The organism is Maribacter dokdonensis DSW-8 (genome assembly GCF_001447995.1).
Lineage (GTDB): Bacteria > Bacteroidota > Bacteroidia > Flavobacteriales > Flavobacteriaceae > Maribacter > Maribacter dokdonensis.
Map to the genome: position 1 here is coordinate 1699747 of NZ_LDPE01000001.1, position 25153 is coordinate 1724899.

At 36.1% G+C, this 25153-nt stretch carries 29 protein-coding genes; 7 read left to right on the forward strand and 22 right to left on the reverse strand.

The window, feature by feature from the left end; genetic code table 11:
- Positions 1 to 5 precede the first annotated feature (5 nt).
- From rplF to rpsL, 20 genes are all read right to left on the reverse strand, one after another.
- Positions 6 to 548, reverse strand: coding sequence for a 50S ribosomal protein L6 (rplF, locus tag I600_RS07435; RefSeq protein WP_058103819.1), 543 nt, complete (start codon positions 546 to 548; stop codon positions 6 to 8).
- Positions 549 to 567: 19 nt separating this feature from the next.
- A complete protein-coding gene (gene rpsH / locus I600_RS07440; RefSeq protein ID WP_058103820.1) occupies positions 568 to 966 on the reverse strand; it encodes a 30S ribosomal protein S8 in 399 nt (132 codons plus the stop codon).
- Between the two features lie 65 nt (positions 967 to 1031).
- Positions 1032 to 1301: a 30S ribosomal protein S14 gene (gene rpsN, locus I600_RS07445; RefSeq protein WP_058103821.1), complete on the reverse strand. Its 270-nt coding sequence runs from the start codon at positions 1299 to 1301 to the stop codon at positions 1032 to 1034.
- Between the two features lies 1 nt (position 1302).
- Positions 1303 to 1854: a 50S ribosomal protein L5 gene (gene rplE / locus I600_RS07450; RefSeq protein ID WP_058103822.1), complete on the reverse strand. Its 552-nt coding sequence runs from the start codon at positions 1852 to 1854 to the stop codon at positions 1303 to 1305.
- 2 nt (positions 1855 to 1856) lie between these two features.
- Positions 1857 to 2171, reverse strand: coding sequence for a 50S ribosomal protein L24 (gene rplX / locus I600_RS07455; protein ID WP_058103823.1), 315 nt, complete (start codon positions 2169 to 2171; stop codon positions 1857 to 1859).
- Positions 2172 to 2184: 13 nt separating this feature from the next.
- Positions 2185 to 2553: a 50S ribosomal protein L14 gene (gene rplN / locus I600_RS07460; protein WP_027064819.1), complete on the reverse strand. Its 369-nt coding sequence runs from the start codon at positions 2551 to 2553 to the stop codon at positions 2185 to 2187.
- A gap of 3 nt (positions 2554 to 2556) precedes the next feature.
- Positions 2557 to 2814, reverse strand: coding sequence for a 30S ribosomal protein S17 (gene rpsQ / locus I600_RS07465; RefSeq protein WP_058104316.1), 258 nt, complete (start codon positions 2812 to 2814; stop codon positions 2557 to 2559).
- 12 nt (positions 2815 to 2826) lie between these two features.
- Positions 2827 to 3018, reverse strand: a complete 192-nt coding sequence (gene rpmC / locus I600_RS07470) for a 50S ribosomal protein L29 (RefSeq protein WP_058103824.1) — start codon at positions 3016 to 3018, stop codon at positions 2827 to 2829.
- Positions 3019 to 3030: 12 nt separating this feature from the next.
- Positions 3031 to 3459, reverse strand: a complete 429-nt coding sequence (gene rplP / locus I600_RS07475) for a 50S ribosomal protein L16 (protein ID WP_058103825.1) — start codon at positions 3457 to 3459, stop codon at positions 3031 to 3033.
- 20 nt (positions 3460 to 3479) lie between these two features.
- The gene (gene rpsC / locus I600_RS07480) at positions 3480 to 4196 is read right to left on the reverse strand and encodes a 30S ribosomal protein S3 (protein ID WP_058103826.1); all 717 of its coding nucleotides are present in this window, start codon (positions 4194 to 4196) and stop codon (positions 3480 to 3482) included.
- A 1-nt stretch (position 4197) separates the two neighbouring features.
- The gene (gene rplV, locus I600_RS07485; RefSeq protein WP_058103827.1) at positions 4198 to 4605 is read right to left on the reverse strand and encodes a 50S ribosomal protein L22; all 408 of its coding nucleotides are present in this window, start codon (positions 4603 to 4605) and stop codon (positions 4198 to 4200) included.
- Positions 4606 to 4608: 3 nt separating this feature from the next.
- Complete coding sequence (gene rpsS, locus I600_RS07490) at positions 4609 to 4887, reverse strand: 30S ribosomal protein S19 (protein WP_036152139.1); 279 nt, start codon at positions 4885 to 4887, stop codon at positions 4609 to 4611.
- Between the two features lie 14 nt (positions 4888 to 4901).
- Entirely contained in the window at positions 4902 to 5726 is an 825-nt protein-coding gene (rplB, locus tag I600_RS07495; RefSeq protein WP_058103828.1) for a 50S ribosomal protein L2, read from the reverse strand.
- Positions 5727 to 5735: 9 nt separating this feature from the next.
- Positions 5736 to 6026 carry a 50S ribosomal protein L23 gene (gene rplW, locus I600_RS07500; RefSeq protein ID WP_036152136.1) on the reverse strand — a complete coding sequence of 97 codons (291 nt, stop codon included), beginning with the start codon at positions 6024 to 6026 and terminating at the stop codon, positions 5736 to 5738.
- Between the two features lie 4 nt (positions 6027 to 6030).
- Positions 6031 to 6663, reverse strand: coding sequence for a 50S ribosomal protein L4 (gene rplD, locus I600_RS07505; RefSeq protein ID WP_058103829.1), 633 nt, complete (start codon positions 6661 to 6663; stop codon positions 6031 to 6033).
- Between the two features lie 5 nt (positions 6664 to 6668).
- Positions 6669 to 7286: a 50S ribosomal protein L3 gene (gene rplC / locus I600_RS07510; RefSeq protein WP_058103830.1), complete on the reverse strand. Its 618-nt coding sequence runs from the start codon at positions 7284 to 7286 to the stop codon at positions 6669 to 6671.
- A gap of 145 nt (positions 7287 to 7431) precedes the next feature.
- The gene (rpsJ, locus tag I600_RS07515; RefSeq protein WP_007094989.1) at positions 7432 to 7737 is read right to left on the reverse strand and encodes a 30S ribosomal protein S10; all 306 of its coding nucleotides are present in this window, start codon (positions 7735 to 7737) and stop codon (positions 7432 to 7434) included.
- Positions 7738 to 7746: 9 nt separating this feature from the next.
- Positions 7747 to 9879, reverse strand: a complete 2133-nt coding sequence (gene fusA / locus I600_RS07520) for an elongation factor G (protein ID WP_058103831.1) — start codon at positions 9877 to 9879, stop codon at positions 7747 to 7749.
- Between the two features lie 6 nt (positions 9880 to 9885).
- Positions 9886 to 10362, reverse strand: a complete 477-nt coding sequence (gene rpsG / locus I600_RS07525; protein ID WP_027064831.1) for a 30S ribosomal protein S7 — start codon at positions 10360 to 10362, stop codon at positions 9886 to 9888.
- Between the two features lie 23 nt (positions 10363 to 10385).
- The gene (gene rpsL, locus I600_RS07530; protein ID WP_036152127.1) at positions 10386 to 10760 is read right to left on the reverse strand and encodes a 30S ribosomal protein S12; all 375 of its coding nucleotides are present in this window, start codon (positions 10758 to 10760) and stop codon (positions 10386 to 10388) included.
- A 400-nt stretch (positions 10761 to 11160) separates the two neighbouring features.
- Between rpsL and I600_RS07535 the strand changes: the two genes are divergently transcribed.
- The 6 genes from I600_RS07535 (at position 11161) to rlmB (ending at position 22049) form a co-directional block, all read left to right on the forward strand.
- Positions 11161 to 14394 carry a SusC/RagA family TonB-linked outer membrane protein gene (locus I600_RS07535; RefSeq protein WP_058103832.1) on the forward strand — a complete coding sequence of 1078 codons (3234 nt, stop codon included), beginning with the start codon at positions 11161 to 11163 and terminating at the stop codon, positions 14392 to 14394.
- A 30-nt stretch (positions 14395 to 14424) separates the two neighbouring features.
- A complete protein-coding gene (locus tag I600_RS07540; protein WP_058103833.1) occupies positions 14425 to 16101 on the forward strand; it encodes a SusD/RagB family nutrient-binding outer membrane lipoprotein in 1677 nt (558 codons plus the stop codon).
- 11 nt (positions 16102 to 16112) lie between these two features.
- Positions 16113 to 16979 (forward strand): hypothetical protein, encoded by an 867-nt coding sequence (locus tag I600_RS07545; RefSeq protein WP_058103834.1) that lies wholly within the window; start codon positions 16113 to 16115, stop codon positions 16977 to 16979.
- Positions 16980 to 17068: 89 nt separating this feature from the next.
- Positions 17069 to 20440, forward strand: coding sequence for a VCBS repeat-containing protein (locus I600_RS07550; protein WP_082642909.1), 3372 nt, complete (start codon positions 17069 to 17071; stop codon positions 20438 to 20440).
- Between the two features lie 62 nt (positions 20441 to 20502).
- Complete coding sequence (locus I600_RS07555; RefSeq protein WP_058103836.1) at positions 20503 to 21249, forward strand: hypothetical protein; 747 nt, start codon at positions 20503 to 20505, stop codon at positions 21247 to 21249.
- A gap of 65 nt (positions 21250 to 21314) precedes the next feature.
- Positions 21315 to 22049 carry a 23S rRNA (guanosine(2251)-2'-O)-methyltransferase RlmB gene (gene rlmB, locus I600_RS07560; RefSeq protein ID WP_058103837.1) on the forward strand — a complete coding sequence of 245 codons (735 nt, stop codon included), beginning with the start codon at positions 21315 to 21317 and terminating at the stop codon, positions 22047 to 22049.
- A 3-nt stretch (positions 22050 to 22052) separates the two neighbouring features.
- Here rlmB and I600_RS07565 read toward each other — a convergent pair whose 3' ends face one another.
- A complete protein-coding gene (locus I600_RS07565; protein ID WP_058103838.1) occupies positions 22053 to 22802 on the reverse strand; it encodes a rhomboid family intramembrane serine protease in 750 nt (249 codons plus the stop codon).
- Positions 22803 to 22940: 138 nt separating this feature from the next.
- Here I600_RS07565 and I600_RS07570 point away from each other — a divergent pair, with 138 nt between their 5' ends.
- A complete protein-coding gene (locus tag I600_RS07570) occupies positions 22941 to 24218 on the forward strand; it encodes a replication-associated recombination protein A (RefSeq protein WP_058103839.1) in 1278 nt (425 codons plus the stop codon).
- Here the strand turns inward: I600_RS07570 and I600_RS07575 are convergent.
- The gene (locus I600_RS07575) at positions 24215 to 25117 is read right to left on the reverse strand and encodes a hypothetical protein (protein WP_058103840.1); all 903 of its coding nucleotides are present in this window, start codon (positions 25115 to 25117) and stop codon (positions 24215 to 24217) included. The genes I600_RS07570 and I600_RS07575 overlap by 4 nt on opposite strands.
- Positions 25118 to 25153: the final 36 nt, after the last annotated feature.

A 25153-nucleotide genomic window follows, 5' to 3' on the forward strand; every position in this document is an offset into this window, starting at 1 on the left:
TATTATTAAGCTGACTTACCAGCTTTTCTTCTTAATATTTCACCTACAAACTTGATACCTTTCCCTTTGTATGGCTCTGGCTTACGGAAAGATCTGATTTTCGCTGCTATATGACCAACTAGTTGTTTGTCATGTGAAGTCAGCTTTACGATAGGATTCTTACCCTTTTCTGATATAGTTTCAACTTTTACCTCTGGGGCCAAGTCAAAAACAATGTTGTGTGAAAAACCTAAAGCCAAATCAAGTTTTTGCCCTTGATTACTTGCTCTATATCCTACACCAACTAATTCCAATTCTTTAGTCCAACCTTTAGAAACACCTTCAACCATATTAGTGATAAGTGATCTATACAAACCGTGCTTAGCTTTATGCTCTTTAGAATCTGAAGGTCTTGTTACCCAAGCCTGACCATCTTCTACTTTAATCGCTACACCAGAGAATTCTTGAGTCAATTCACCTAATTTTCCTTTTACAGAAATTATATTGTCATTGATTTCAATTGTAACTCCTTCTGGAATTGCGACTGGATTATTACCTATTCTAGACATTTTCTAAATCTTTAATCAATTAATAAACGTAGCACAAAACTTCACCACCAACTTTCTCTGCCTTGGCCTGCTTGCTAGTCATTACACCATGAGATGTAGAAACAATTGCAATACCTAAACCATTCAATACACGTGGCAATTCTTCACTGCCGGCATATTTTCTAAGACCAGGCTTACTTATACGCTGTATTTTCTTGATAACAGGCTCTTTTGTAAGCTTATCATATTTCAAAGCTATTTTAATAGAACCTTGAACCTTGTCTTCTTCAAACTTATAACTTAAAATATATCCTTGATCGAACAATATTTTAGTTATCTCTTTCTTTAGATTTGACGCAGGGATTTCAACAACCCTATGTCCCGCTCTACTAGCGTTTCTAACTCTCGTTAGGTAATCTGCAATAGTATCTGTTACCATGTATATATAATTCGGGAACGGTTTTCAGCAATAGGCTAAACCTGAACCCATTAATAATCTTTTATTTACCAGCTAGCTTTCTTAACCCCTGGAATTAATCCAGCGTTAGCCATCTCTCTGAACATTACCCTTGAAATACCAAAAGTTCTCATGTAACCTTTTGGTCTACCAGTTAATTTACATCTGTTATGCAAACGTACCGGAGATGCATTTTTAGGTAATCTCTGCAACGCTTCATAATCACCAGCTTCTTTCAAAGCTTTGCGCTTTTCAGCATAATTTGCTACAGTTCTTTCCCTTTTTCTCTCACGGGCTTTCATTGATTCCTTAGCCATACTAATTCTTTTTAAAAGGTAATCCTAATTCTGTTAATAATGATTTTGCTTCCTTATCCGTATTGGCAGAAGTTACAAATGTAATATCCATACCGTTAATTCTATTGATTTTATCAATATTAACTTCAGGAAATATAATTTGTTCCGTAATACCTAAGTTGTAATTTCCACGACCATCAAAACCTGTTGCTTTAATACCTTGAAAATCTCTAACACGTGGTAAAGCAGAAGTAACCAAACGATCCAAAAATTCGTACATACGCTCACCTCTTAAGGTAACTTTTGCACCTATCGGCATACCTTTTCTTAATTTAAAGGCAGCAACATCCTTTTTAGACATTGTAGCAACAGCTTTCTGACCAGTAATCATAGTCATTTCATCTATTGCATGGTCTATAAGTTTCTTGTCAGCAACGGCAGCACCTACACCTCTACTCATTACTATCTTCTCTAACTTAGGAACCTGCATTACATTACTGTAACCAAACTCTTCGGTAAGGGCAGCTATAATTCGCTCCTTATACTCTTTCTTTAATCTTGCAACGTATGCCATAACTAAATTACTTCATTGGATTTTTTGGAAACCCTAACTTTTTTACCATCCCTTACTTCGTAACCTACTCTAGTTACATCTCCAGTTTTACTGTCGATTAACCCTAAGTTAGAAATATGGATTAAAGCTTCTTTTTTTACAATACCACCTTGAGGATTCTTAGCACTAGGCTTCTCATGTTTAGATACCATATTGGCACCTTCAACGATGGCTTTATTTTTCTCAAGATCAACACGCATAACCTTACCTTCAGTCCCTTTATGGTCTCCAGCAATGATTCTTACCGTGTCTCCTGTTTTGATTTTTAACTTTTTCATCTTGTCCGTTATATTATAATACCTCTGGGGCCAATGATACAATCTTCATGAACTGCTTATCCCTAAGCTCTCTTGCAACAGGTCCGAAAACACGTGTTCCTCTCATTTCTCCGGCAGGATTCAATAACACACAAGCGTTATCATCAAATCTGATATAAGACCCATCAGGTCTTCTAACCTCTTTCTTTGTACGAACTACAACAGCTGTTGACACCGCACCTTTCTTGATACCTCCATTTGGAGTTGCTTCTTTAACGGTAACAACAATTTTGTCACCTATAGAAGCATATCTTCTTTTGGTACCACCAAGAACACGAATAGTTAAAACTTCCTTTGCTCCGGTGTTATCCGCTACTTTTAGTCTAGATTCTTGCTGTAACATAACTTATTTAGCTCTTTCTAAGATTTCTACTAATCTCCAACATTTGGTTTTACTCATAGGACGAGTTTCCATGATCTTTACAGTATCACCAATGTTACAATCGTTCTTTTCGTCATGCGCAACATACTTCTTTGTCTTCAAAACGAATTTACCGTACATAGGATGTTTTACTCTTTTCACCTCAGAAATAACTATGGATTTCTCCATCTTATTACTAGTGACAACTCCTACTCTCTCTTTTCTTAAGTTTCTTTTTTCCATAAAGCCCACCAATTATTGGTTTTCCCTATTAGTTAATTCAGTTGCTATTCTTGCCACCGTTCTCCTTACTTTTCTAATCTGAAGTGGATTTTCTAACGGAGTTACAAAATGCGCAATTTTCAAATCTGAATGTTGCTTCTTGTACTCGGCCAGTTTCTCCGTAAGTCCTTCCACAGACATTTCTTTAATCTCTTGTTTTTTCATTATTCCTTACGTTTAATTTCCAGCCTCGTAATCACGAGCTACAATAAATTTAGTTTTAACAGGAAGTTTTTGAGCCGCCAATCTTAAAGCTTCTTTTGCTACTTCCATAGGAACTCCGGCCACTTCGAACATAATTCTACCTGGTTTTACCACGGCTACGAAATATTCTGGAGCACCTTTACCTTTACCCATACGTACTTCTAATGGTTTTTTGGTAATCGGCTTATCCGGAAATATTTTAATCCACAATTGCCCTTCCCTTTTCATATATCTAGTAGCAGCAATACGTGCAGCTTCTATTTGACGTGAAGTTAAAAATGCAGCATCATCAACATTCTTTATACCGAACATACCATTTGAAAGTTGGTGTCCTCTTCCAGCAAGACCTTTCATACGGCCTTTCTGCATCTTACGGAACTTTGTTCTTTTCGGTTGTAACATTACTTTAGTTCTTTAAAAAATTACTTTCTACGACGTTGTTTTCTTCCACCTTCTTGTTTACCACCTTTAGAAGAATCCTTTTGCATTCCAACTAACGGAGATAATTCTCTTTTACCGTAAACCTCACCCTTCATAATCCAAACTTTAATACCAAGTTTACCATATGTTGTTTGAGCTTCCTGTAAAGCATAATCAATATCAGCTCTAAAGGTCGATAATGGAATTCTACCATCTTTATATGATTCAGAACGTGCCATTTCAGCACCGTTTAATCTACCTGAGATCTGAATCTTAATACCTTCGGCATTCATACGCATTGCTGCAGCGATTGCCATCTTTATCGCTCTTCTAAAAGAAATTCTACTTTCTATTTGACGAGCTACACTTGCTGCAACTAAATTAGCATCAAGTTCTGGTCTTTTTATTTCAAAAATGTTGATTTGAACCTCCTTATTGGTGATTTTTTTCAACTCTTCTTTTAACTTATCAACTTCTTGACCACCTTTACCAATTATGATACCAGGTCTTGCAGTTGTTACTGTTACAGTTATAAGTTTTAAGGTACGTTCAATTATAACTCTTGAAACACTAGCTTTAGAAAGTCTCGCATGAATATACTTACGTATTTTATCATCCTCAGCCAATTTATCTCCGTAATCGTTTCCACCGTACCAGTTAGACTCCCAACCTCTGATGATTCCTAGACGATTTCCTATTGGATTTGTTTTCTGTCCCATTCTAGTTTTCTGTTATATTTTTTGACCCCAAAACCAATGTAACATGGTTTGAACGTTTTCTAATTCTATGCGCTCTACCTTGTGGAGCAGGACGCAATCTCTTAAGCATAGCACCACTATCAACTCTAATCTCAGCAACTACCAAATCAGCATCCTCTAAATTTGCATCTTCGTTTTTTGCTTGCCAATTAGCCAAAGCAGAAAGTAATAATTTCTCTAACTTTCTTGAAGCTTCTTTTGGATTGAATCTTAATATAGCTAATGCCTGCTCTACCTTTACACCACGAATTAAATCAGCAACTAAGCGCATTTTTCTAGGTGAAGTAGGACAATTGTTCAACTTAGCGAAAGCTACTTTTTTCTTCTCGGCCTTAATTCTTTCGGCCATCTGTTTTTTACGAACTCCCATAGCTTACTTTTTTCCTTTGTTTTTTGCACCAGCATGACCTCTAAAAGATCTAGTTGGCGAAAATTCCCCAAGTTTATGTCCTACCATGTTTTCTGTTACAAAAACAGGTACAAATTGTTTTCCATTATGAACCGCTATAGTCATTCCAACAAAATCAGGAGTAATCATAGAAGCTCTTGACCAAGTTTTTATTACCGATTTCTTACCGGATGATACACTTTGCTGGATTTTCTTCTCCAAGCTATAATGTACGTATGGTCCTTTTTTTAGTGAACGTGCCATTTCTTTCTACTTTTTTATTTCTTTCTACGTTCTATTATATACTTATTGGTGCTCTTGGTCTTCGTACGAGTTCTGAAACCTTTAGCAGGTATTCCGTTTCTCGATCTTGGATGACCACCTGAAGCCCTACCTTCACCACCACCCATTGGATGATCAACAGGGTTCATAGCTACTGGTCTTGTTCTTGGCCTTCTACCCAACCATCTACTTCTACCTGCTTTACCAGATACCAGTAATTGATGATCAGAGTTTGAAATAGCCCCAATGGTCGCAACACAACCAGAAAGAATTAATCTTGTTTCACCAGATGGCATTTTTACAGTAACAAACTTACCATCCTTTGCCATTAATTGAGCAAAAGTACCAGCACTACGCGCCATAACAGCACCTTGACCAGGTCTTAACTCAATACATGAAATTATAGTTCCCAAAGGAATCTCGCTTAATGGAAGAGCATTTCCGATCTCAGGAGCTACAGTAGCACCCGCAGAAACCTGCTGACCTACTTGTAAACCATTTTGAGCGATAACATAACGCTTTTCTCCATCTGCATATTCCAAAAGAGCAATAAATGCAGTTCTGTTTGGATCGTACTCAATAGTTTTAACAGTGGCAGCAACATCCTGCTTATCTCTCTTAAAATCTATTACACGATACCTTCTTTTATGACCGCCACCTTTTTGGCGCATGGTCATTTTTCCTTGACTGTTTCTACCTCCGGACTTTTTTAACGGAGCAAGCAAGCTTTTTTCCGGCTTATCAGCAGTAATGGCGTCAAATCCGTTTACTACTCTAAAACGCTGCCCTGGAGTGATTGGTTTTAATTTTCTAACTGACATTTCTTGTCTTTATAGATTACTGTAAAAATCGATAATATCACCTTCTACAACATCAACGATCGCTTTTTTAATTGCATTCGTCTTACCATGTTGCACACCAGTTTTTGTATATCTGGATTTTCTTGAAGGACCGTAATTCATAGTACGAACCTTCTTCACAGAAACACCATAAGTAGCTTCAACCGCATCTTTAATCTGCAATTTGTTAGCCTTAGGGTCAACTACGAATCCATAACGGTTGTTCAACTCGCTATCAGCAGTCATTTTTTCCGTTATAATTGGTTTTATCAACACACTCATGATATTATTGTTTATTTAAATTCGATTCAATTCCCTCTAAAGAGCTCTCTAACAATACCACACTATTAGCGTGAAGAATTTTGTAAGTACTTAATTCTGAGTTAGTTATAACTTCCGACCCTTTAAAATTACGCGAAGACAAATATACACCTTTATTTGAATCACCCAACACTATTAAAGACTTTTTATTCTCAAGACCTAAGGTCTTTAAAACACCAACAAAATCTTTAGTTTTTGGAGTATCAAAATCGAAGTCTTCGACTACTAAAATTGCATTTTCTTTAGACTTTAAAGTCAATGCAGATTTTCTTGCCAAACGCTTTAAGTTTTTATTCAACTTTTGGCTATAATCCTTAGGTCTAGGACCAAATATTCTACCACCACCTCTAAATACCGGCGATTTAATACTACCTGCTCTTGCAGTACCTGTACCTTTTTGTTTTTTAATCTTTCTTGTACTACCAGCTATCTCTGCTCTTTCCTTAGCTTTATGCGTACCTTGTCTTTGATGTGCCAAATACTGCTTAACATCAAGGTATACTGCATGCTCGTTAGGCTCTATAGCGAAAACATCATCAGAAAGGTTTGCCTTTCTACCTGTGTCTTTTCCTTTAATATCTAAAACTGCTACTTTCATTACATCTACCTTTGTATAGTTACATAAGCATTCTTATGGCCCGGAACACAACCTTTAACTACTAAAAGATTCTTTTCTGGAACTACTTTTAAAACTCTAAGGTTTTGAACCGTAACACGATCCGTACCCATTCTACCGGCCATTTTCATACCCTTGAATACTCTTGCGGGATATGATGCAGCACCAATAGAACCTGGAGCTCTAAGTCTGTTATGCTGACCGTGCGTTGCTTGACCAACACCACCAAAACCGTGACGTTTTACAACACCCTGAAAACCCTTACCTTTAGATGTACCTATAACATCTACGAACTGTCCTTCAGCAAAAACATCAACACCAACGGTGTCACCTAATTTAAAATCACCTTCAAAATCTTGAAACTCAACGACTTTTTTCTTAGGAGAAGCACCTGCTTTTTTAAAATGGCCTAATTCAGCCTTATTAGCACGATTTTCTGCCTTGTCATCGAAACCAAGTTGAAGGGCACTATACCCGTCTACCTCTTCGGTTCTGACTTGGGTAACTACACATGGTCCAGCCTCAATAACGGTACAAGGAATGTTCTTTCCGTTCTCGTCAAAAATACTAGTCATGCCTACTTTCTTTCCTATTAACCCAGACATACTTATTTATATTAATTATTACTTATTAAATTCTTTTCAAAAAAATAGGGTCAAAATAATTTAACCCTAAATTATTTTTATCCGTTTTTCCCTCGCACGCAGCTTAGGACATGTAGCCCAACTCTATAAAAGAGATGGACGGTGATTATACCTTAATCTCAACCTCAACACCACTTGGAAGCTCTAACTTCATAAGTGCATCAATAGTCTTAGATGAAGAGCTATAAATATCCAACAATCTCTTGTAAGAACTTAATTGGAATTGCTCTCTAGATTTTTTGTTCACGTGAGGTGAACGTAAAACCGTAAATATCTTTTTATGCGTTGGTAAAGGAATTGGTCCTGTTACAACAGCACCGGTAGTCTTTACCGTTTTTACAATCTTCTCAGCAGATTTGTCCACCAAATTATGATCGTAAGATTTTAGTTTTATTCTAATTTTCTGACTCATGTCCTAAATTTATGCTGTTATACCTTTTGCTGCTTTAATAACTTCCTCCGAGATATTAGAAGGAGTTTCCGCATAATGTGAAAATTCCATTGTTGAAGTTGCACGACCTGAAGATAAAGTTCTCAATGAAGTAACATAACCGAACATTTCAGATAAAGGAACAGTTCCTTTAACCACTTTTGCTCCAGCTCTATCACTCATATCGCCAATAGTACCTCTACGTCTATTCAAATCTCCAACGATATCACCCATATTTTCTTCAGGAGTAATAACTTCCAATTTCATTATAGGCTCCATAATTACAGCACCGGCAGCTTTACCAGCAGCTTTGTAACCCATTTTAGCAGCCAATTCAAACGAAAGTGCATCTGAATCCACAGGGTGGAAAGAACCATCCTTAAGTACAACTTTCATTGAATCCATTTCATATCCAGCTAAAGGACCATTTTGCATAGCAATCTGGAAACCTTTCTCTACAGATGGTATGAATTCTTTAGGAATACGACCACCTTTAATTTCATCAACAAACTGTAAACCATCACCTTCGAAATCATCATCAGCAGGTCCCATTTCAAATACAATATCACCAAACTTACCACGACCACCAGATTGCTTTTTATAAGTTTCTCTATGTGCAGCGGTTTTTGTTAACGCTTCTTTATATTCAACTTGAGGCTCACCTTGACTAACCTCTACCTTAAACTCTCTTCTTAAACGGTCAACAATAATATCCAAGTGAAGCTCACCCATACCAGATATAATAGTTTGACCTGAAGCTTCGTCCGTCTTAACCTGGAAAGTTGGATCCTCTTCAGCCAATTTAGCCAAAGCCATGCCTAACTTATCAACATCCGCCTTAGTTTTAGGCTCCACAGCAATACCGATTACAGGCTCTGGGAAGTCCATACTCTCCAAAACAATAGGATGCTTCTCATCTGACATTGTATCACCGGTTTTAATATCCTTAAAACCTACAGCCGCTCCAATATCTCCCGCTTCGATAAAATCGATAGCATTTTGCTTATTGGAATGCATCTGGTAAATACGAGAGATACGCTCTTTCTTACCTGATCTATTATTCAATATATACGAACCAGCATCTAGACGACCTGAATATGTTCTAAAAAACGCCAATCTACCCACAAAAGGATCGGTAGCAATTTTAAATGCAAGTGCAGAAAAAGGCTCCTTTACACTTGGCTTACGCTTTTCAACAACCCCAGTATCCGGATTAGTACCAGCAATATCATCCTTATCTACAGGAGAAGGCAAATATCTACATACCGCATCCAACAAAAACTGAACACCTTTATTCTTAAATGAAGAACCACAGATCATAGGTATAATTGCACGATCCATAACAGCAGCTCTTAAAGCAGCATGTACTTCTTCTTCAGTAATAGAATCTTCATCCTCGAAGAATTTCTCCATTAACTCCTCATCATACTCAGCAACAGCTTCAATCAAGGCAGCTCTATACTCCTTAACCTCTGCTTTCATATCTTCAGGAATATCAATAACATCGAAAGTAGAACCAAAGTTGTCATCATGCCAAACAATAGCCCTATTCTTTGCTAAATCTACAATTCCTTTAAAATCAGCCTCTTCTCCAATTGGCAAAACAATAGGAACTGCATTTGAACCCAACATTTCCTTAACTTGCTTACAAACCATAAGGAAGTTAGAACCCTGACGGTCCATTTTGTTTACAAAACCAATTCTTGGAACTTTGTAATTATCTGCCAATCTCCAGTTAGTCTCTGATTGAGGCTCAACACCATCAACAGCACTAAAAAGGAAAACCAAACCATCCAACACACGTAAAGAACGATTTACCTCAACGGTAAAATCAACGTGTCCTGGAGTATCAATAATATTAAAGTGATAATCTTTGGTATCAGCCAATTCCTTGGCATTTTCCAATGGAAACTTCCATGTACAGGTTGTTGCAGCAGAAGTAATTGTAATACCTCTTTCTTGTTCCTGCTCCATCCAGTCCATAGTTGCAGCACCATCATGTACCTCACCTATCTTATGACTAACACCCGTATAAAAAAGAATACGTTCTGTAGTAGTAGTTTTTCCAGCATCAATATGAGCTGCAATACCAATATTTCTTGTAAATTTTAAATCTCTTGCCATGTCTATTTAGAATCTAAAGTGCGAAAATGCTTTGTTTGCCTCAGCCATCTTGTGCGTATCGACTCTTTTCTTAACAGCAGCACCTTCTTCTTTTGCCGCCGCTAAAATTTCTCCAGCTAGCTTTTGCGCCATACCTTTCTCATTACGCTTTCTTGCATAACTAATCAACCATTTCATAGCAGTTGATATCTTACGGTCCGGTCTAATCTGCATTGGAATTTGAAATGTTGCACCACCAACTCTTCTACTTCTCACCTCAACATGGGGCATAACATTACTTAATGCATCCTTCCAAAGCTCTAAAGCTGTTTTTTCTTCATCGGTCTTTTTAGCATCTACGATATCTATTGCATCGTAAAAAACACCAAAAGCAACTGATTTCTTACCATCCCACATCATCATATTGACGAAACGCGTCACCAACTGATCATTAAATCTTGGATCTGGTAAAAGTGGTCTTTTCTTTGCCTGTCTTTTTCTCATTACTTCGTTTTAAACAAGTTTAATTACTTCTTAGGGCGTTTTGCACCATATTTAGATCTACGTTGTGTTCTACCGGCCACACCTGCTGTGTCCAATGCACCACGTACAATATGATACCTAACTCCTGGTAAATCCTTAACTCTTCCGCCTCTTACTAATACTATCGAGTGCTCTTGCAAATTGTGACCCTCACCAGGTATGTAAGCATTTACTTCCTTACCATTGGTCAACCTAACCCTTGCTACTTTTCTCATAGCTGAATTTGGTTTCTTTGGCGTGGTAGTATAAACACGCGTACAAACACCTCTTCTCTGAGGACACGAATCCAAAGCAGCCGATTTACTCTTCTTAGTAATCGTCTCTCTTCCTATTCGTACTAATTGTGATATTGTTGGCATACTATAATAATATATAAAAATTACCCCTACTTTAAGGGTCGGCAAATGTAGTCATATTTCGGTAAAATTCAAATCATTATGAATTTATTTTTATTTTTTTTCAATTCAACAGAAATCAACACAAAATTCATTGGTTAAAACTGTCTTAATATTTTAAAAACTTCAAGTAAAAACCCATACAATTTTCACTTTAAATTAAATGCAGGTTTTTTAGACTTTTTCTGAAGAATTATGAATATGATAAAAAAAACGGTGTTGAATTATATAACTTTAAATATGGATCGTGTTTAATATGTAACTCCGAATTTTATAACAAGTTCTTAAAGTTTTATTAAAATTATCTTGCATTATTAACACATTATTGTGAAGTTTGTCGCTAGCTAATTCAAATAATTTAAAAATGAGAACAAAACTAAATGGATTGTTAACGCTACTATTGGCGTTAGTTGTGCATATTTCTTTTGCACAGCAAAAAACAGTATCCGGTACGGTTACTGATCAGGGAGGGCTTCCTTTGCCCGGGGTTAACATTGTAGTTGAAGGCACCACAACAGGTACTCAAACAGATTTCGATGGTAACTATTCCATTATGGCCTCACAAGGCGAAACATTATTATTTACTTACATTGGTCAGAAAGCCGTTAGAAAATCGGTTGGTGCTGGCAGTACAGTAAATGTGCAAATGGAAGAAGATGCACAAGCGCTGGAAGAAGTAGTTGTAACCGCTCAAGGTATTAAGCGTGAGAAGAAAGCTTTAGGTTTCGCAGTATCATCTGTAGACGAAGAAGATTTGGAATCACGTGCTGAAGGTGATGTTGCCCGTGTATTATCAGGTAAAGCATCTGGTGTACAGATTACTTCCGCTGGTGGTATGTCTGGTTCTGCAACGAATGTTGTTGTTAGGGGATTAAGCTCCTTTAGTGGAAGTAACCAGGCCCTTTTTGTTGTTGATGGTGTACCATTTAGTAGTGATACTAATGCACAAGACACAAATGGTGGTGGTTCTAACTTCTTAACCGGTAACACTGGTTCTTCAAGATTTTTAGATTTAGACCCAAACAACATTGCAAAAATTGAGGTATTAAAAGGTCTTGCGGCAGCAACACTTTATGGTTCACAAGGTAAAAATGGTGTTATTTTGATTACCACTAAGGCAGGTTCTTCTGTAGGTGGTAAAAAGAAAACTGAAATCACAGTAAACCAATCTTACTTTGTTAATGAGTTTGCTTCTTTACCTGACTATCAAGATGAATATGGTAATGGTTTTGATCAAGCATTTGGATGGTTCTTCAGTAACTGGGGGCCAAGTTTTGAAGAAAGCGGCCTTTCAGGTTGGGGAAGACAATCTGCGATTGACGAAAATGGTACTTTAGAGCACCCTTATAGTAGTACTGCAGTTGCTGCTACTCGTGAAGCTTTTCCTGAATTACAAGGAACAAGATATGACTGGAAACCTTACGATTCTGTAGAAGATTACTTCAAACCAGGTTCTGTAAGCTCTACTTCTGTAAACATTAACGGTGCATCAGAAGATGGAAATACAACCTTTAATGCAAACTTTGGTTACTTAGATGATGAATCTTTTGTACCTGGAAACGGTTTAACAAGAGCTAACATTTCTTTAGGTGGTAGATCTAAATTATCGAATAAATTCACAGTTTCAGGAGCTATGAACTACTCTAGAACAGATTACAGTTCACCTCCAATTGCAGCGAGTGAAGGTAATGGTACTACAGGTCTTTCAATTTTTGGAAACATTTACTTCACACCTCGTAGTGTTGATTTATTAGGATTACCTTACCAAAACCCAATTGATGGTTCTAGTGTATACTATAGAAATGGTAACGATATCATTAACCCACGTTGGACTGAAAATAACGTAAAATACTCTCAGTTAACAACACGTGTTTTCTGGAATGCTTCTGTACAATATGACATCAATGATAACCTAAACATGACCTATAGAGCAGGTTTAGATTATTATAACGAAAGAAATGAACAATACTCTAATAAGGGTGGTGTTGCATTTACAAGTGCAATATTTGGTTTCTTGAATACCTATGATAACAATAATACGATTTGGGATCACTACTTAGCCCTTAACGGTAATTATGATTTATCTGAAAAATTAGGTTTGTCATTCAACGCAGGTGCTACAACAAGATCTACAACTTTTGATCAGCAGGGTGTTGCTAGTACAGGTCAAATTGTATTTGACATACAGAGACATTTTAACTACTCTAACCAATCCCCTATTCAATATTCTGAAAAAAGAAATATTGCTGGTTTATTAGGACAGGTTACTTTGGACTACGACAACATGTTATTCCTTACAGCATCTACTAGAACTGACTGGGTTTCTAACTTAACTACAGAAAACAACAGTCAAACATATCCAAGTGCTAGTGCATCTTTCTTGCCTACTGCTGCTTGGCCTGGTATTAAATCTGAAAAAGGTCTTAACTTCTTGAAATTAAGAGCTGGTTTAGGACAGTCTGCGACTTTCCCAACTGCTTATCCAACGGTAAGTGTTGTTGAGCAAAATACGCAAGTATATGGTGAAGGCGGTGAAGTTACAACCAACCAAGTTGCAGCTTTTAAAGCTAATCCAGACTTAAAACCTGAGCTATTATCAGAATTTGAAGTAGGATTTGAATCTAAATTCTTTAACAATAGAGTTTCTTTAGATTTCACATATTTTGACAGAACTACAAAAGACTTGATCGTAAGAGAGCCTCTTTCTCCTTCAACCGGTTTTACTTTCACGCAAAGTAACGTTGGTAAAATAGAAGGTGATGGTATTGAAATAGATTTAGGTGTTGACTGGGTAAGAAGTGACAACTTCAACTGGAACACAAGAGCTAACTTCACTAAAAACAAATTTATAGTAACTGAGCAAGAGCAAGACATTATTATCTATGCTGGTAGTTCAACTTTATCAGTTGGTGGTAACGCCGCAATTAAAGGTGAGCAGTTAGGTGTTATTGTAGGTGATGCAATTGCAAGAGATGCGGATGGCAACTTCTTAATTGATGATGGTGGTGATTACGTAACTACAGAGGTAGATGCTAATGGTAATGTTCCAATTATTGGTAATCCTAACCCAGACTATATTATGAACATCATAAACTCTCTTTCTTACAAGAATTGGAATTTAGGTTTTCAATTTAGTCATACTAAAGGTGGTGACATAGTTTCTAACACTATTGGTACATTATTAGGTAGAGGTTTAATTACTGAAACTTTAGATAGAGAGAACACTTATATTTTACCTGGTGTATCTCAGAGCACTGGAGAAGTAAACAATAAGCAGATCAATAACTCTACTTACTACTTCAACAACATCTTATTCGGACCTACAGAATTAAAAGTTTATGATGCTTCTGTAGTACGTTTACAAGAACTTTCTTTAGGATACACTTTCCCTGCAAAAGCATTAGAAAGAACTCCTTTCGGTTCATTGACAATCACTGCCCAAGGATTTAACCTTTGGTATGATGCTTACAACACACCAGATGGAGCTAACTTCGATCCAAACATTCAAGGTGCTGGTGTTGGTAACTCTCAAGGTTTTGACTTTATCAACGGTCCAAGTTCTAGAAGATATGGAGTTAGTATTAAAGCAACCTTTTAAAAATTGCTAATCTTAATTAATAGAAATATTATGAAAAAAATAATTAAATATATAACCGTTGTTTTTGCAGCTGGAGTGTTATTCAACTCTTGTGAAACAACAGATCTAGATCTTAGGACTAGCCCTAATGATCTTGCTGCTGATCAAGCAGATCCTAACCTATTATTGAATTCAATTCAATTAGCGTATGTTGCTAACATGTATACAATAAATGATATTGGTTCTGAATTAACTAGAATTGATTACATGCTTGGTCGTAACTACTTTAATACATACCCTGGTGATACGTTTGATGACATCTGGGAACGTTTGTACAGTAGTACAGATGGTAATGGCGCTGTTTATAGCTCAACTGTAGATTTAGGTATATTCCCTAACGTTGACAACTTGCAAACTATAGATGCTGAAAGTGATATTGATTACTCTTTCCATATTGCCGTAGGTCAAACATTAAAAGCTCACATGCTTTTATTGTTAGTTGATTATCTTGGAAAAGCGACGTTGAGCGAAGCTGGCAATCCAGTTGATTTCCCTGCTCCTATGTTAGATGACGGTCAAGATGTTTATACTGGAGCGTTAGCCCTTTTAAGCGAAGCAGAAGCATTATTTGCAGCTGACCCAGCTACTCAAGGTGGAGAAGATTTCTTTTACGGTGGTGATACTGAAAATTGGATTAAATTAATTAACACCATTAGATTAAAAGCGGCTGTTACTACCGGTGACACAAGTACATTTAATTCTATAATTGCTGGAGGTGAATATATTGCTGATTCTGCAGATGATTTTCAATGGCAATATGGCACTAGAGAATTACAACCAGATACACGTCACCCAGATTATCAGAATGATTATACTACAAGTGGTGCAAACATTTACCAAAATAATTGGTTAATGAACAACATGATGGTACGAAACGATCCTAGAATCAGATATTATTTCTATCGTCAAGAAAGCGCTACTCCTGGTGCAGCGGGTGAACCAGCCAATGAAGAGCTATTAGCTTGTTCTTTAGCTACACCACCGGCACATTATGACGGTTTCATCTATTGTTCCGTACCTAACGGATACTGGGGTAGATCTCATGGTAACAATGAAGGTACTCCTCCAGATGGTTTCCAAAGAACGGCTGTAGGTGTTTACCCTGCAGGAGGTCGTTTTGACGATAGCAGCTTTGATGTTGTAGGTCTTGGCCTTGGTGGCGGAGGTGGCGGTATAGAGCCGATCATCTTAGCATCTTATGTTGATTTCTGGCAAGCTGAAATGGCTTCATCTGCAGCTGAAAAAGCAACTTTCTTAGAGTCTGCAATGACCAAGTCTATAGCTAAAGTTCAAAGTTTTGGATCATTGGATTCTGGTGCAGATTTATCTGTAGCCCCTTCTGATGATGAAGTAACTACTTACATTGAAGATACAGTTGCTGATTACCTAGCGGCAACAGGAGATGATCAAATGAATATTTTATCTGAACAATACTGGATAGCACTTTACGGTGGTGGTGTTGAAGCATATAACTATTATAGAAGAACTGGCTTCCCTACTACATTGGCTCCAAACTGGGAGTTAAATCCAGGTGCTTTCCCAAGATCATTTTTGTATCCTCAGACAGAGGTTATTACAAACTCAAATGTATCGCAGAAATCAGATTTATCAACTCAAGTATTTTGGGATACAAATCCAGCCGGACCAGCATTCCCATCTGCTAACTAAAAAATAAGAAAATGAAAATAAACAATAAAATATTAGGCGCTATTCTAGGTGTTTCTACGCTACTAATATCATCATGTGATGATGGTGACAAAGTTATTGACACTGTTTTTGACGAAACAACTAGAGGTGCAATTCTTAGAACAATTGAAGCAGACGGTATTTTTGATCGTTTTGATACTTCAACTACCTATGGGTTTACATTTGAAGAGCAAGATTACGAAGATGGTGATCTTTTAGAGAAAGTAGATCTATATATTAGCTTTGAAGATAATACTGAAGCTAATGGTGATTCCACTGTAGACGAAATTCTAATTGAAACTTTCTTACCTGCAGATTTTACAGATGGTGAATTTGGTTTACCTAGAGCTAGTTATGAAACCACTTTAGCTAACGCACTTTCTCAACTAGGTTTAGTTGAAGGTGATTTTGACGGTGGAGATGCTATTCAATTCCGTTTAATTTTAACTTTAACTGACGGAAGAACCTTTACCAATGATGATAGTACAGGTACAATCACAGGTTCTTTCTTTAATGCACCTTATTTCTATGCACCTATCATAAAATGTATTCCTCCAGCACCAGTTGCAGGTGAGTACACTATTGAAATGGAAGATAGTTATGGTGATGGATGGAACGGAGCTTCTATTGATGTTGTTATTGATGGTGTTGAAACATCTTACACTCTTGATAGTGGTGCTGCCGGTTCTCAAACATTTACAGTACCAGAGGGAACAGCTGAATTTACTTTAGCATTTTCTTCGGGGGACTGGGATGGTGAAATTACTTATGAAATTATTGCGCCAACTGGAGAATTAGCCCTTTCTGACGGCCCAACGCCAGCTGTAGGTGTTCAAACATTGAATATCTGTGGAGGGTAGTCTTAAATAATATTTCATTCATTAATATAGCTGCCTTATTTAAAAATTAAGGCAGCTATTTTGTTTACAACAACATATAACTTCCCCTTATGAAATTTGTATTAGAGTTCAATAGAATAAAGAAAATGACGAAAATTCTAATTTTGTCATTACTCCCAATAATGCACTCGTGCTCTGAACAAACAAGTAGCAACTCAAAAGAAATTGCTGTTAATAAAAAAGAAACAACAAAAATTTTTGAAAAAATTACCAGTGAACATAGTGCTATAGACTTTAGCAATAACTTAATTGAGAATGTTGAAACTTATGAAAACGTTTTTAATTTTGATTATTTCTACAATGGGGCTGGAGTAGGCGTGGAAGATATTAATAATGACGGTTTATTAGATATTTTCTTTTCCGGCAATCAAGTTGACAATAAATTATATCTAAATAAAGGGAATTTTAAGTTTGAAGACATCTCCTCTACCGCAGGTATCAACATTAATAAAAAATGGTGCAACGGTGTTACTTTCGTAGACATTAACAATGATGGGTGGCAAGATATATATGTATCACAGGGCGGCCCTAACAATAGAAGTAATAGAAACAACCTCTTATATATTAATAACCAAGACTTAACATTTACAGAAAGTGCCACAGAGTATGGTTTAAACGATCCTGGAATTTCTACACAAACTGCATTTTTCGATTTTGACAACGACGGTGACTTAGATTGCATAGTCATGAACGAAAATGAATTATATGGTTTAGACCCAATATCCTTATTAAAAACAGTAAATACCACCAAAGAATCTAAGTATTTCAATAGCAGCCATTTTTACAAAAATGTCAATGGCAAATATGTGGATGTCACAAAAGAAATAGGACTAGAAAACCCGATATTCGGTCTAGGTCTTTGTGTATCCGATATAAATTCCGATGGCTATTTAGACATTTACCTTTCAAGTGACTACTACCTGCCCGATGCTATATACATCAATAATCAAAAAGGCAAATTCACAAACCAAGTCAATCAATTAACACAACAAATTTCATTTTACGGTATGGGCTTGGACATTGGCGATATCAACAATGACAACTTACAAGATATATTTGTATTAGATATGGCTTCGAACGACCATTTTAGGGCTAAAACCCTTATGGCATCTATGAGTACAGAGAGATTCGACTTCTTAACAAAAACAGCCGGATTTCAACATCAATACATGTTTAACTCCTTACAGCTTAATCAAGGTAAAAACCATTATTCCAACATCTCACAATTAACCGGTATGGCGAGCTCTGATTGGAGCTGGTCTGTTTTAATGTCAGACTATAATAACGATGGCACAAAAGATGTATTCATTACCAACGGTTACCGCAAGTATGCATTAGATAATGATTTTCAGAACAAAGTATATAACGCCAAAATAAAATATAGAGGAAACATACCCATTAATTTAAAGCAACAACTTTACAATGAAATGCCTTCTGAAAGTCTTAGCAATTTAATGTATCAAAATAACGGAAACTTAGAATTTCAAGAAGTAAGTACTGAGTGGGGATTAAATGAACTTACCTTTAGCAATGGTGCCGCACAAGCTGATTTTGACAACGACGGTGATTTAGACCTAGTGATCAACAATATTGACCAAGAAGCGTTGGTATACAAAAATAACACGGTTGAAAACCAATTAGGCAATTTCTTGAAAGTTACCACTTCGGCTTCTACACCCGAATCTTTTGCCAAAGTAACCATTTCATATGCTGAAAAACAGCAGTTTAATGAGATAAAAAGAGTTAGAGGGTACATGTCCTCACAAGAAAACGCTGCCCATTTTGGTATTGGTACAACAACCGTCATTGACACAGTTAAGGTAGAATGGCTTAGTGGAAAAATATCATACAAATACAATATAAAAGCCAACTCATTTTTAACGTTCTCTGAAGATAAAGCAGTAGTACCAAACGTGAAATCTTCACTAGCGTTTAACTCATTTTTTTCTCAAAAAAACGCTACTGATTTTAACTTGAATTACAGTCACCAAGAAACAACATACGACGATTTTGAGCAAGAAATTCTACTACCCTACAAACAGTCTAACACTGGTCCATTTATAGCTAAAGCGGATGTCAATGGTGATGGTAAAGAAGATATTTATGTTGGTGGAGGCTCTAGGCAAACAGGTACCTTATTTTTACAAACTGAAAATGGTTTTGTCAAGAACCCACAGCAATCTTTTGAATTAGACAAGGAAAAAGAGGATGCCGAATCCGTATTTTTTGATTTTGATAATGATGACGATCTGGACCTATATGTAGTTAGTGGTGGTAACGAATATGGAGAAAGCTCCTCATATTATGCAGATAGACTATATATAAACGACGGAAAAGGAAATTTTGAAAAACGTGACACACCAATTTTACAATCTTTTCCAAAAAGTGGTAAATCTGTAACCATATTGGATTTTGATAAAGATGGCGATAACGATATTTTAGTAGGTAATAGAATCATACCACACAACTATCCAAAATTCAGTGCATCCATATTATATGAAAACGATAACGGTGTTTTAAAAAATGTTACAAATACTATTGCCCCGGAATTAGAGAATTTTGGACTGATCAATAGTATTATCACAACAGACTTCAACAATGACGGATGGCAGGATTTTATTGCCGTGGGGGAATGGACGCCAATTGGTATTTTTGAGAACAAAAATGGAAAATTTCAACGTCTAGCATCAGAAAACTCAGTGCTAAATACTAAAGGATGGTGGTTTAAAATAAAAGAAACCGATATTAACAATGACGGTAACAAAGATTATATAGTAGGTAATGTAGGTAGAAATATAAAGTTTACTGCCAGTGAAGAAAAACCATTTAAAATATTTGCAACCGATTTTGATAATAACGGAATAAACGACGTTGTGTTAAGTAAGAAATACCATGAAACTTATGTTCCTGTTAGAGGTAGAGAATGTTCATCTCAGCAAATGCCTTTTATCAAAGAAAAATTTTCAACCTATAATGATTTCGCACATGCAACTATGGAGGATATTTATGGAGAAAAACTTAAAGATGCGTACACAAGCGAAGCTACAGACTTTAACTCCATAATATTGGTGAACCAAGGAAATAATACTTTTGAAAAAGTTACCTTACCTAATGAATCTCAATTATTTCCCACTTTAGCAATTTTATTGTTTGACCTGAACAACGATGGTTTTGAAGATTGCGTACTATCTGGTAACATCTATGAAACAGAGGTTGAAACTCCAAGGCTTGATGCCATAACCGGTTTGGCATTAATTTCCAACGGAAAAGATGGATATACTACCACCTCCATAGGAAAAACAGGTATGTATCTTAGAGGAAATGTAAAAAGTATGGAATCATTAAAATTCAACGAAAAGACGATAGTTGTTGCAGGTTTAAACAACGATAAATTGAGAACTTTCGAATTAACAAAAAATTAAACATACTGACTATAAGATGTTTAAAAAAAATATCTAAATTAAACATCTTAAACAACCATACCATGAGAAAAATTTTAATGTTAGCTATTACAGCAATAGTTAGTACAACTTTACAAGCTCAATATTCTGGCCAAGTACCAACAAATATGGGAGGAGCTAGTCAAAATGCGGCCGCTGGTGCTGCTATAGCCAACTTCTTAGGGCCAGTTAATGAAGCCTACCAAAAAAGAAGAGAAATAGACTTGGATAAATTTCAAGGCTCACCCTACACATCCAATACGTTTGCCCCAACCATCTTAAAATATAATGACGAAGTTGTTGGTAATATTTATTACAGGTACAATGCTTTGAACGAAGAAATAGAAATTAAAAAAACCTCTTCTGAAGACGAACCGTACAAAGCCTTAGTTAAGGACAAGGAAGTTAGTTTACTTATCAATGCAAAACCTTTAAGTTTCAAAACTTTTGTTACTGAAAAAAATGAAACTATAAATGGCTATTTAACCTTGCTACAAAAAGGAAATACATACGATTTGTACCAAAGAACACTTGTTAAATTTACCGAAGGTCAACCTGCACAAAATTCATTTGTAGCAGCAGTTCCTAGTAGGTTTACTAAATTTACAGAATATTATTTTCAAAAAGATGGGGTAAATAGAATTGATCAGATACCTCAAAAAAATAAAAAGCTTTTAAAATTAATAGATGCCTCTAAAAGAGAAGATTTAAAAATCTTTTTAAAGGAGAACAATCTAAATATTAAGAACGAGCAAGATTTAGCAAAAGTTTTTGACTATTTAAACAGTTAAAATTTAAATCTTAAGATTAATGACCGCCCAACAATAGTTGGGCGGTTTTTATTTACCTTTGCTCCATGCAAAAAACCACTCAAATTTATGGCTTAAGAGCCATCATAGAAGCCGTTAACTCCAATGAGGAAATAGATAAGGTATTTCTACAAAAAGGTCTTAAAGGAGATCTTATGAAAGAATTGGAAGGTTTATTGCGACGTAATGAAATCAATATGGTATACGTACCTGTTGAAAAATTAAATAGACTTACCAAAAACAATCACCAAGGTGCCGTTGCCAATATCTCCCCTATTTCATTTCATACCCTTGAAGATTTAGTAGAAAAAGCAAGCGAAAAAGAAGGGCCTGCCCTATTTCTATTGTTAGACCAACTTTCTGATGTTCGCAATTTTGGTGCTATTATTAGAACAGCGGAATGTACCGGTGTTGATGGTATTATCGTTCAAAAGAAAGGTGCTGCTCCTGTTACGGCAGATACTATAAAGACCAGTGCCGGGGCTGCCTATAAAGTTCCCATTGCAAAGGTTGACCACTTAAAAGATGCTGTGTTTTATTTACAAGCATCGGGAATAAAAGTTGTATCGGCTACAGAAAAAACAGATGACTCCGTATATGATGTACCCTTCAAAGATTCTATTGCCATAGTAATGGGAGCGGAAGACCGTGGTATTACACCATCAATTTTAAAAGCTTCAGATTACAGAGCCAAACTTCCCTTATTAGGGGAAATTGAATCACTAAATGTATCCGTGGCATGTGCAGTATTTTTATATGAAGCTGTTCGCCAGCGTCTATAATTTTCATACTTCACTACTTTTATTATCACCGTTATCTTTATAGATGTAGTTGATTTTCAATGTTTCTTCATTGACTTCAGCATCGTCTTTTGGCAATTCCCTAAAATTTCCATTTTCATCAAAATGTTGTAAAAAAAGGTCGTCATCTTCATTGTAATCATCTTTTTCCCAATCAAACTTAGTTGTTTTAGGAATATGTGCTTTAACTACTTTCGCTAAAAACAAACCGGTTATAAAACCGGCTAAATGCCCTTCCCATGACATACCTTCTTTAACCGGGAATATATACCAAAGCATACTACCATAAATAAAGACTACAATTAAAGAAAGTGCTACAAGTCTAAAGTATGAGCTAAAAATTCCTTTAAAGAATATAAAACTGGCTATAACATAAATTAGTCCGCTTGCACCAATATGATAAGATGTTCTACCTATGACCCAGGTCATAAAGCCAGATAAAAGAATTCCATAAAATATGACTTTCCAAGCCACACTTCTATAAAAATACATTAATGCCGAGAGCAATATTGCCAAGGGTATAGTATTGTTGTACAAGTGTTCTAGAGACCCGTGAATGAACGGACTAAATACTATGCCACGTAAACCGGTTAATGTTCTTGGCATTACCCCAAGTTCATTAAAATTAACACCTAAGGAAAGTTCTACCCAGTATACCGCCCATATCATAATCATTGCCAAAAGTGGTACGGCAACAACATTATTGGAAAACTTAAAATGTGCCATTTCTGACATAAGCTACTTTTTATTATATAAATTACAATTATACTACCAATCTATACTAATTGGTCATATTGTCATTTCAATACTTACTTAATGATCAATTGGCTATTAACTTTATAATCTCTTTTAAGATTATCATATTTTTGTAATATGAACGAACCTTTAGCTGAACGTGTACGCCCTAAAACATTAGACGAATATATTAGTCAACACCATTTGGTGGGTGAGAAAGGCTCGCTTACGCATCAAATTAAGAAGGGTATTATTCCCTCTTTAATTTTATGGGGACCTCCTGGCACAGGAAAAACAACTTTGGCCAATATTATAGCGGAAGAAAGCAAAAGACCTTTTTATGTTCTTAGTGCTATTAATAGCGGAGTTAAGGACATACGCGAAGTTATAGATAAAGCTAAACAAGCCGGTGGTCTATTCACTGCAAAAAATCCGATTTTGTTTATTGATGAGATACACCGTTTTAGTAAGTCTCAACAGGATTCACTTTTAGCGGCCGTAGAAAAAGGTTGGGTCACATTAATTGGTGCCACTACCGAAAATCCTAGTTTTGAAGTAATACCGGCTTTACTCTCTCGTTGCCAAGTATATATTTTAAATGCCTTTGGAAAAACCGACTTGGAAAACCTCATCAAAAGGGCAATGGAGAAGGATTCGATATTAAAGTCTAAAAAAATAGACCTTAAGGAAACCGAAGCTTTATTGCGAATATCTGGAGGCGATGGCAGAAAACTATTAAATGTTTTTGAATTGGTAGTTAATTCTGAAGAAAGCGACACCGTTGTTATCACTGATGAATTGGTACTTTCCAAGGTTCAGAAAAACACCGTATTATACGATAAGACAGGAGAGCAGCATTATGATATTGTTTCTGCATTTATTAAATCTATACGCGGTAGTGACCCTAATGGAGCAGTATATTGGTTGGCTCGTATGATAGAAGGTGGTGAAGATATTAAATTCATTGCGCGTAGAATGCTCATCTCTGCCTCTGAGGATATTGGTTTGGCAAACCCTACGGCTTTGGTCATGGCGAACACCACTTTTCAGGCGGTTACAACTATAGGTTATCCAGAAGCACGTATAATACTTAGCCAATGTGCTATCTATTTAGCTACGTCGGCAAAGAGTAATGCCAGTTATATGGCAATAGGCAAAGCTCAACAGGCAGTTAAGCAAACAGGTAACCTATCTGTTCCTCTACCTTTAAGAAATGCACCTACAAAGCTAATGAAAGATCTTGGTTATGGTCAAGAATATAAATATGCCCATGATTACCAGAACAACTTTGTGAATGCAGAATTTTTACCGGATGAAATTACCGGTACTACATTTTACAAACCTGGTAACAATGCGAGAGAAAAAAACCTTAGCGATTTTCTAAAGAACAGATGGAAAGACAAGTATGATTTTTAGAACTTAATATTCAGTTCTTCTTTAACCAAAGTATCGTTTTCATAATATTCAAAAACCCAAGTACCATCTTTTTGGTAAACCATACCATTCTTAGAATCGGTCTTTGCCATAAATACATTTTCCGTAGAACTGTTCATTAAATTCATTCTCACTTTAGGCGAACTATCTACCAATTGATATCCGGTTTCAGTAGCTTGTGCATACCAAATATCTTTAATTGCAGACTTATTAACCTCTAAACCGTTAAGAGCCGGCTTATCCATTTCCGCCTTTTTAATATTAGATGCTACGGGAGTACTATCTTTATAATACTGTGTTTTCTCAGTTTCTTCTGAAACAACGGTAGCTTCTTTTTTAACCGGCATATCTGCCATTTCTTTTTCTGCATCTATTACCTTTTTGGCAGAAGATGGGTCCAACTTCTTAACATCATTTTTATAACTAACCGTAATAGCCTCATTCTTTTCATTTTTACCACTGTATGAATAATTCATTCCATTAAATGAACGCATAGATTCCCTAATAGCTTCATTGTAGGCTACTTTATATTGCTTTTCTTTACTAATGCCCTGCATACTACTGTACACAATGTTATCATTACAATCAATCAAATTGATGATCGTTTTGGTAGAAAACATAGTGCTGTCATCTTGCAGATCAGCAATAACACCTAAACATCTGTTGAATTTTAAATCTTCCGGTAATTGATCGTCATATACCGTAGTAAAGCCTTTACCCGAAAAAAGATATTTTATCAATGTACTTGTTTGATGCTCGTTCATGTTCTTGAAAGCATCAAACTTTTTTGGAACAATAATATACTTGTAATCGTCCAAGTTTGCTTGGGCAAAAGTTGCATACCCAATGAATGTAAGAAGAATTGTAATAACTGTTTTCAAAACGACATAAAATTTAAATTCAATGTAATATATGAA